The sequence below is a fragment of the Streptomyces sp. NRRL F-5126 genome (assembly GCF_000721265.1).
GTDB lineage: Bacteria > Actinomycetota > Actinomycetes > Streptomycetales > Streptomycetaceae > Streptomyces.
In genome coordinates this window covers 1-1,481 of record NZ_JOFZ01000031.1, presented here as the reverse complement: position 1 = coordinate 1,481, position 1,481 = coordinate 1, and the positions used below count along the sequence as shown (strand labels likewise).

Here is a 1,481-nt window from a genome sequence, read left to right as displayed (position 1 = left end):
AGTGGGGCGGCGACACCATCACCCCATTCGAGGCCAACAGGCCCGTCGGTCGTCATCCCAGCACCGCAGGTGTCAGCCGTTCTGGAGAACGCCCGCGAGACAATGGTCGCGGAAGCCGCTGTGGCGAGGGAGTGGATCGCCGCGGACCGCGCCGGCGGGAACCACGCCTAGGAGCGAGCGCTCCCACCAGCTTTTGCCCGAGCGCACCGGCGTCTGCTCGACATGGTGCAGAAGACCGGCTTCATTCAGGCTGCGGGGATACCGGCGAGCACCGCCACGGCGGACACCGCCTCGTCCTCCGTCACGACCCGCCGTATGAGTTCACAGTCGGCCGGCTCCGCCGTCGAGCGGCCCGCGATGCGCGCACGGGACTCCAGGCACACGCCACCCACTCTGATTCCGTGCGGACCGTACTCCGACGCCCAGGACGTGGTGAGTTGCTCGACCGCGGCCCTTGCCGAACGGTAGAGAGCCGCGCCGGGGAGGTGGCCGACCTCCGTGCACAGAGTATTGACGATCGCCCCTCTTCCCACCCTGGCCATGGTGGGTGCAAGGGCTCCGACGAGGAAGTAGAGACATCTCACGTCAATGCCGAAGAGACGGTCGTACACGTCCTCGGGCGTCTCGCCTGCCGAGCCCGACGGCGTTGCGCACGTGGTACTCACCAGGATGTCGAGGGTACCCCCGAGCTGGACGGCATCGTGTGCGAGCGCCCTGGCCGAGTTGGCGTCGACCAGGTCGCACGGGACATGCTGCGCCGTACCGCCTTCGACCTGGATCTCATCCACCACACGCCTGCCCGCCGTGCGGTCGCTGTCCGCCACAAGGACGTGTGCTCCACGAGAGGCGAGCCCCATCGCCACGGCCTTGCCGATCCCCCGCGTCCCGCCGGTCACAAGTGCGACGGAGTCCGGTGATGGAGAAGTCATGGGAGATGCCTTCCGGTCGCGGCCGCTGGGTTGGGGATGACGGGGGAGCGGCAGGGCTGAGCGGAAAGCCGTCAGAAGGTGCTCGCACGCCTTGCCGAGCCGGTCACGACGTCGCCTGGCCGTCGCCTGAACGTGCACGGCGGACACGTCTGAGCACCTGCCTTGCGTCTTCCACGGTGCGGGCGCCAATGCCACGATCCGCTTGTGGCTCCGGCCATTGTCGGGGACAGAACCTAGGCTCCCGGGCCCTGGTGCTGGTGCGCGGCCCACGCGAAGGTCTCCGCCAGGTCCCTCAAGGCCGCGGCGACCGCACCGTGGTCACGGTGCTCCGCCTGCTGCCGCGCCTGAGTCGCGATGGCCTCGAAAAGCGCCGCCTGAGCGTCCTGTTGAGCTGAAGAGTCGACGCTGCTCACCATGTCCTCCGATGCTTCTCCCAGTGGGAGACCTGTCGGTCAGGGCTTGATCAAGTTCCGTTGAGGTCGGGCTTGTAGGTGATGCCCAGGATGGGGAGGGCTCGTTCGGGTTGGTCGCGGATGGCGCGGGTGGTCTTCG

General features: G+C 68.3%; 2 protein-coding genes. Both read right to left on the bottom strand.

Features of this window, described 5'->3' with window-relative positions; genetic code table 11:
• Positions 1-245: 245 nt before the first annotated feature.
• Complete coding sequence (locus IH48_RS0132070; protein ID WP_051840981.1) at positions 246-929, bottom strand: SDR family NAD(P)-dependent oxidoreductase; 684 nt, start codon at positions 927-929, stop codon at positions 246-248.
• A 233-nt stretch (positions 930-1,162) separates the two neighbouring features.
• Positions 1,163-1,345, bottom strand: a complete 183-nt coding sequence (locus IH48_RS0132065) for a hypothetical protein (protein WP_030912791.1) — start codon at positions 1,343-1,345, stop codon at positions 1,163-1,165.
• Positions 1,346-1,481 lie beyond the last annotated feature (136 nt).

Excerpts from the sequence above, each read along its gene's own strand:
- IH48_RS0132065 (WP_030912791.1), bottom strand. The coding sequence starts at position 1,345 with ATGGTGAGCAGCGTCGACTCTTCAGCTCAACAGGACGCTCAGGCGGCG.
- IH48_RS0132070 (WP_051840981.1), bottom strand. The coding sequence starts at position 929 with ATGACTTCTCCATCACCGGACTCCGTCGCACTTGTGACCGGCGGGACG.